Genomic DNA, 6,543 nt, shown 5'->3' with positions numbered 1-6,543 from the left:
CCGCCGATACGCTGTTCAAGGTGCTGCTCTACGACCGCCTCGGATTCTCGCGCGACATCGGCGGCACGGCCTACCGTTGGGACGACTTGCACGGCTACCTCTTCCAGTCCGATGACTTCGGTATCCATGTGGACGTGACGACCCTTGCGCCGGAAGGGAAGTCATGGGCCGACGCCGTGAGTTGGGTGCTTGACGCGCCGTTCTTCCACGAGTTCTTCATGGAGAACCTGACCGAGGCCGAGGCAGAGCGGACCTTGCGAAACGGTGGAGTGCGCGACGTGGGCCGCGTCTCACAGGTGCGGCGGAAGGCGGCAAAGAGGAAGCTCAAGGGAGGCCGTCAGGAAACCTTCGTGCTGCGTCCGTCGCCCTTCCCGACGTATGACCCGCAGCGGGGCGGATACAACGGGGCCGCGTGGGACGGCCTTCCCATCGTCGAATCCTTGCCGACGGGGAACACGAGTCATGACCTGAGACGTTCGGACGCTGACCTGTATTCGTTGTACTCGGTCGATCTGGTCAATCAGCAAGGAACGCAGGTGGACCGCTCCGGGGAGGCCAACGCCGAAGCCCAGGTCATCGGGGACGCGGAGGCATACAACCGCCGGGTTGGATACAGCGCCCTTGACCCGACGAGCAAGCGGGCAGAGGTCCGTTACCAGGGCGGCGGACAGGTCTACGGGCAGTCATTGGACCGGGCCGAACTCGCGCGGCGGCTCGCGTGGCAGGTGTTTTCATGGAGTCAGTTCAATGACCGCTTCTACGCCGGGACGATCACCGGGCCGCTGGACCTGCGGGCGCAGCTCGGGGTGCGCTACCTCGACGAGGGCCGGATGTACTACGTGGAGGGCTACCAGCACACCATCGGGGCCGACGGCAGCGCGGGGACGGAATGGACGGTCTCCCGTGGGCTGAGCGCCGCCGCCTACGGGGTGACGAAAGCCGCTCACCCACACAACCTCCACGGGCGCACCGGGCAAACTGACCAGACCGAAGCTGAGCAAGGGCTGTATGCCGCGTACCTCGGTCGGCAGCGTCCGGGCGAGAAGTACGCACCCGTGATCGGCAACGCGACTTCCGGCATTGGTCAGGAGCACGGGCGGTAGGACTTCTCGGCGCCTGTCACTCCCGCGATTCGTTGGCCTGCCGACGCTCTCTGCGCAGTTGCTCCCGGTCTTCAAGCCAGAAGTCGGGGCCTGAACTTCTACACCAGATGGACCTATAGCCGTTATCTAGCTTAGCCATTGCTTCCACAACAAAAGAGTCATCATCCATATACATCGTTATGCCAACGCCGCGCGGGAAAGTCACAGATTCTAAGTTGTCATACCTGGCATCGGCTTCCATCTCGCACATTTTTTGCATGTAGCCGTATCTACGTTGGTCCATGTCAACATCTATGATCTCCGCTGAGCCGAACGGCCTCACTTCCCCTCGCTCTTCTCCCTTCTCTTTCGGCGCACAAGATGGAGCAATTAAGACAAGCAGCAGGGCAAGGTGTCTCACGCCGCCACCGTACACCCGGCGCGCGGGTGGGGTTGCCGCACATCGGGGCGGGGCTGAATCGGGGGCCGGGACGCCCTGTGCTGGATTCACACTAATGTTTATTGGTTTCAGTTTGGCGGCGTCACACGGTCAGCCTCCACCGTGAAACACGGTGATAGCCTGCCGGAATGGGAGAGGGCAACCCGACCGCAAGACGGAGACGTGGGCCGGGACGCCCCGTGCTGGAGAATCTGCGAAACGCGGGGCCGCCGCTCGGGGAAGGGGAGAAGAGTCAGACTCACCGCATCCGGGCCGCCGACGACCTACACGAGTGGTTTGGGGCAATGACGGCAGAGCAGCGGGGCCACGTCATCGCCCGCGCGAAAGCCGCTCAGGAGGCCGTGAAGGGGTCGGCGGAGGGCGCGCAGGCCCAGGAGCCGGAGACGGCGCCGGAAGTCACCGTGCAGCTCGTGGAGGCCGTCACGCTGGGGACGTTGCCGCCGCGAGACGTGGAACCCAAGCCGCACCATGCGCCGATCCTCAAGGCCCTACGCGACGGGGGAACCCTGACCCGCGCGCCGGGTGAAGTGTGGCGGCTCGTCGGCGGGGGCGAGCAGGGCCGCACGATCAAGGCGGAGACGGTGCGGGTGATGCTGCGGGACGGTTGGCTTTCCCGCGCCGACCCCATACCGCTCAAGGTCCAGGCCGACGACGACCAGGGCGAGGCCGAGGATATGCAGCACATCGGCGCGCGGGTGTCGTAAGCTCTTGGTGCAGACCTACGGAAAAGCGAACGCCGACCACTCCCGCGAAGAAGAATCGGCGTTCAAGCACCAGGGGGCTGCCCTGAATTCGTAGTGTACGCGCTACGAACCCAGGGAAAAAGGGGCTTTCTTGACCTCTCCCAGACTTGCCGCCGCACTCGCACGCGCACGCGCCGCCATCACCGGAAGCACCCTCACCCACTCTGACGACCAGGGCGAGGCCGCCGATGCGCCGACGCCTCCACAACCCTCACCCGTGCAGCTCGTCCGCGAGCAACCCTGCCAACGCCCGCAGGAGGCACCCAAGCCGCTCGTGTTCCCTTCCGCCGTAGAGGTCATCGCGGGGCGGAAGCTATCGAGGGGGGCCGTGCGCCTGTTCCTGTGCCTGCGCCGAGTCGCGCAGGATGTGGCGCGGGCGAGGGGGTACAGGTTCGTACCCGATCAAGTCACCTTCCACCTTCCCGCCGTCAGTCTCGCGGGATTGCTCGAATACCACGCTGACCATGTGGCGAGGTTGGGCCGCGAGCTGGAGCGGGCCGGGTTGCTGGACTGCGGCGGCCACGCTCAGACCGTCATGGGGCGGAACATGTGGGACGGGACGTTGTGGGCCGTGAAGATGCGCCAGGAGGCCGACGCGCCGCGCATCCGGGCGGAGGAATGGCGTCACGAGTGGAGGCCGGGATTTGCCGCCGACGTGGAGGGGAAAAGAGGTGCGGCGGCGGAAATGTCGGCTCTAAATGCTGAAGGGGCTTCGGTGGAGGAGAAATACAGGGCCGTCAAGGCTCGGGCCGTTGTTCCCGACGGTGTTTATCCACCCGTTGCGCCCACTCCCGACAAAGCGACTCCGGCAGGTTTGCGGGCCGTGGTCGAAGCCTTGCCGGGGTTGTGGTCGGCGCACCCTCGCCACCGTGCGCGGGAGGTGGGCAAACTCGCGTCGGCCATGTCGCACGCGCTGAGCGAACCGGAGCGGCGGCGCTACTGGTGCAAGGTGTTGTGGGAGGCGTTCAGGGCCGAAATTGAGGGCCGTGCGGGTGGATTGAGTGCGCTCGGGGCGCAGATTTCCCGCCTTGCCGCCGATCTTGCCGAGGATGCGCCGTGGAGGAACGCCGGGGCCGTCCTCGCGGGGAGGTTGAAGGGGGCGACGTGCTGACGGGTGCGGATGCCATGCGGCGGCTGTTGGAGTTGGCCGACGACCGCACGACGATCAGGGGCGAGGGCGACACCGTGGCCGTCTACGTGTCGGACGGGGACAAGAGACGCCGAATCACTCTCACCGTGGGGCCGAATGACCTCACGCCGATCTACCCGCCGCCACCCACCGATCTTTCGGAAGACGAGGCCCGTGAGCAGGGGTTGGAACTCTACTTCTCGCGGGAATGGATGCTGTGGCAGCTCGTCCGGCACAAAACCGTTGAGGGGGTCGCCGCCGCGTCGGGGTATGAGGTCGAGGCCCTGAAGCACTACCGCGCCGCGCACGGCATCGGGAGCGCAACGGAAGAGATCATCCGCACCGAATGGAGCAGCGGGAAGTATGGCAGACAGTCCGACCTCGCGGACGCGCTGAACATCTCCCGCGCACGGGTCTCACGCATCGTCGGGGACGCTCGTGATGTGGCTTTGGGCCTGCGGATAGGTGAACTCATCGCGGAGGGCCAGAGCAACAACAACATCGCGGACATCGTGACCCACGAGGGCAGCCGCAAGACCCGCCAAAGGTTGATCGACCTCATCCGCAAGACCCGGCTGCGCTCAGGGAACCCGTAGAAGTGGGCGGTAGCGACTCCCAGCCGTCCAACATAAACAGGACTCCCAGCGCCCGGAGTGCCCGGAACAGGTACGGGGTAAACGGGGGTGCAAAAGAGTCCGAAAACGCCGCACCCCGCGGGGTGGAGATGAGAACGGCTCAGGATCGGCTCGGCACACAACGCCGAACCTCAGAGGGCTGAGGGGCCGCAAGACCGACTGAGACGGGGTTGCGGCCCTGAATGCGGAGGAAGTTGACGACAGGCTCGGGTCGGTGAAAAGCGCACCGACCCTCGGGGCCGACGGGCGGAGACATTTGAATGGCCTTCAACGCCCACCCAGAGGGGATTGAAGGCCATTCGTGGTGTGCGAAATCGCGGTATAGATACTACAGAGGCTTCCCGACCCTCCACCGGTAGCCCGGACGCCAGATCATGCGCGCGTTCTGCGATTTCCCGCCGTTGGAAAGCATGGATTGGGCGATTTGGTCGAAGAGGGCAAGTTGCCGGGGGTCTCTGTTCTCGGGGGCCAGCCTCGCCGCCGCGTGCGGGAAGTGGCACATGTAGCCGCCGACCCGCTGAAGGTCTTCATCCGTGTCCCCGATCAGGACAAGGTGCGTGCGTGCGTCGATTTCCACCCCGCCGCCCCTCCCAACGGGGGCCGCCAAGACGCACTTCTGAAGCTCTTTGGACAGGGCTTCGAAAGGGATGCCTGTGTGGGAGTGGGCTGCGCCGTCGGCGTCCCAGTGAGGCGCGCAGATGATGTCGGGACCGACCTTGCGAGCGTGACGGCCCATCCAAGCCGCGACTTCCTTCTTGCTCACTGCCTCCAACCTCGCGCGGTCTTCGGGGTCAGTCACGTTGCCGCCGTTCATCGACGGATGACGAAGACGCACCCACACCAGCCGCCCACGCTTCCGTCGCATCTTTCGTAGGCATTCAATGGTCGGCTCAGCGGGCCTTTTCTCCAGTCGCAGCCGCCAGCCAAGCTCAAGCACCGCCGCAAGAAAGGTGTACTCACTCCGCTCATCGGGAGTCAGGACAAGTGCTTGCTGTACCTGCCAGCGCCGGGGGGGGAGGGTGCGCCGTATCTCGTGAGTCTCCGCCCGCTCATGAAGTAGCAGGACGCCTTGCCGGGGAGCTTTCCGAATCGTCCGCCCAGGCCGAAAGATGGCAAGACGGGCCGACGAACCGGAGACAGAAGCACCACCGCTTTCCCCAGGGTTTGAGGAGCGGAGTTGGTAGCAAAGGCGGTAGTAGTCGGTGAAGTCCCCGCACTCGCTCGCCTCCGTACGGGCAAGCTCCAGGGCGTCCCGCTCGTCACGGGTGAGCCTAGAGGCCGGGTGTCCCGCGAGGTCCGCGAGGCCGTCATCCTCCAGGGTGAAGGGGTCAGAATATGCGCCGCTGTCGGCGTTTTCTTGATCCTGAGACCCTTGCCAGTCCCAGGCGTCTGATAGATTTAAGTTGTCCATAGGAACCCACGCGCCACGCCCGCTGCCTTCTTGCCGAGGTCAGCGGGCGTAACCCTTATGCGCGGCGGGCCTCCAGAAAACGGGAGATGTCGGCGGGGTCGAAGCGCAGGTTGTGGCCTACGCGGAACGCCGGGAGCAGGCCGGACTTCACGAGACGCCGCACGGTCTGGGGGTGGACGTTGAGGCGGGCCGCTGTTGCAGTAGTGGTCAGCATGTCGGACAGCGTGAGGGACGCATCGGGAATCGCCGGAACCCGATGCTTCCAGTTGCTCACATGGATTGACGAGGCCGAATTGCCGAACGTCTCGCCTCACAGGTCCAGTAGGCGAGGGGGCGCGTGAGCGTTCATGCCTTCCCCCCCGCGCCCATGCCTACTGGGGCGCATACGTTCGCAAGCATGAGCATGGGTTCCTCAGAGCACGTCGGCGCGCGGGTCACGGTGTTTCGCCTGTACGGGGAGCCGCTGACCTTCGGAATGGGAAGCGAGTATGGAGAAGTTCTGTCCCTGTCATGGGGGCGGCAACTCGGGCAAGGGAGCCGGGGGCTAGCCGGACGGCTCGTTTTCGTTCTCTCGGGACGGGTCGGCGGGCAGGTCGGGACGCCATGGAGTGAGGTCATCTCCCCACGCGACTACATTGAGGTGGAGATCAATGTCTCGCGTTCACAAGCCGCCGACCCGCTCGGGTGGGGCAGTACGGACGGCTGGGAAACACGCTTCACAGGCTTCGTGAATGAGATAACCGCGCCCACGCTCACGCCGGATGGGGAGCAACTGACGACCGTTGTTTGCTCCGATCAGATGGGCGTGTTGGCCCAGCAGCACTATGCCTACTGGCGGAATGTCGGGGCCGTCTTCCGGGGCAACCTCCCAAACGAAGGCATCATTGCAACCCTCGGGGCGTTGGCAGAGAAGGGGTACGACCGCTTCGACCTTGAGGCAAACTCCATCGCGGGGGCCGCCGATACGCTGTTCAAGGTGCTGCTCTACGACCGCCTCGGATTCTCGCGCGACATCGGCGGCACGGCCTACCGTTGGGACGACTTGCACGGCTACCTCTTCCAGTCCGATGACTTCGGTATCCA

General features: G+C 65.0%; 8 protein-coding genes. 5 read left to right on the top strand and 3 right to left on the bottom strand.

Features of this window, described 5'->3' with window-relative positions; genetic code table 11:
- On the top strand, positions 1–1,103 hold a 1,103-nt coding region (locus tag V3W47_RS19490; RefSeq protein ID WP_331826905.1), incomplete at its 5' end, for a hypothetical protein.
- 16 nt (positions 1,104–1,119) lie between these two features.
- On the opposite strand, the gene V3W47_RS19485 is transcribed toward V3W47_RS19490, so the two are convergent.
- Positions 1,120–1,503 carry a hypothetical protein gene (locus V3W47_RS19485; protein WP_331826904.1) on the bottom strand — a complete coding sequence of 128 codons (384 nt, stop codon included), beginning with the start codon at positions 1,501–1,503 and terminating at the stop codon, positions 1,120–1,122.
- Positions 1,504–1,670: 167 nt separating this feature from the next.
- Between V3W47_RS19485 and V3W47_RS19480 the strand changes: the two genes are divergently transcribed.
- The 3 genes from V3W47_RS19480 to V3W47_RS19470 all read left to right on the top strand — a co-directional run bounded on the left by V3W47_RS19480 (position 1,671) and on the right by V3W47_RS19470 (position 4,010).
- Complete coding sequence (locus tag V3W47_RS19480; RefSeq protein ID WP_331826903.1) at positions 1,671–2,246, top strand: hypothetical protein; 576 nt, start codon at positions 1,671–1,673, stop codon at positions 2,244–2,246.
- Between the two features lie 130 nt (positions 2,247–2,376).
- A complete protein-coding gene (locus V3W47_RS19475; RefSeq protein WP_331826902.1) occupies positions 2,377–3,396 on the top strand; it encodes a hypothetical protein in 1,020 nt (339 codons plus the stop codon).
- Positions 3,390–4,010 carry a hypothetical protein gene (locus tag V3W47_RS19470; protein ID WP_331826901.1) on the top strand — a complete coding sequence of 207 codons (621 nt, stop codon included), beginning with the start codon at positions 3,390–3,392 and terminating at the stop codon, positions 4,008–4,010. Before V3W47_RS19475 ends, V3W47_RS19470 begins: the two co-directional genes overlap by 7 nt.
- A gap of 367 nt (positions 4,011–4,377) precedes the next feature.
- Here the strand turns inward: V3W47_RS19470 and V3W47_RS19465 are convergent, their stop codons facing one another.
- Positions 4,378–5,460: a hypothetical protein gene (locus V3W47_RS19465; protein ID WP_331826900.1), complete on the bottom strand. Its 1,083-nt coding sequence runs from the start codon at positions 5,458–5,460 to the stop codon at positions 4,378–4,380.
- 55 nt (positions 5,461–5,515) lie between these two features.
- A complete protein-coding gene (locus V3W47_RS19460; RefSeq protein ID WP_331826899.1) occupies positions 5,516–5,674 on the bottom strand; it encodes a helix-turn-helix domain-containing protein in 159 nt (52 codons plus the stop codon).
- A 183-nt stretch (positions 5,675–5,857) separates the two neighbouring features.
- Between V3W47_RS19460 and V3W47_RS19455 the strand changes: the two genes are divergently transcribed.
- The coding region (locus V3W47_RS19455) for a hypothetical protein (RefSeq protein WP_331826898.1) at positions 5,858–6,543 on the top strand (686 nt) is incomplete at its 3' end.

Origin of the sequence: Deinococcus sp. YIM 134068 (assembly GCF_036543075.1) — a bacterium.
In the GTDB taxonomy this organism is placed as follows: Bacteria; Deinococcota; Deinococci; order Deinococcales; family Deinococcaceae; genus Deinococcus; species Deinococcus lichenicola.
Note: the sequence above shows the minus strand (reverse complement) of the source record. Positions and strands in the feature narration are given on the sequence as shown.

Bases quoted from the DNA above. Each gene is read 5' to 3' on its own strand.
- V3W47_RS19480 (WP_331826903.1), top strand. From the start codon at position 1,671: ATGGGAGAGGGCAACCCGACCGCAAGACGGAGACGTGGGCCGGGACGC.
- V3W47_RS19465 (WP_331826900.1), bottom strand. From the start codon at position 5,460: ATGGACAACTTAAATCTATCAGACGCCTGGGACTGGCAAGGGTCTCAG.
- V3W47_RS19460 (WP_331826899.1), bottom strand. From the start codon at position 5,674: ATGCTGACCACTACTGCAACAGCGGCCCGCCTCAACGTCCACCCCCAG.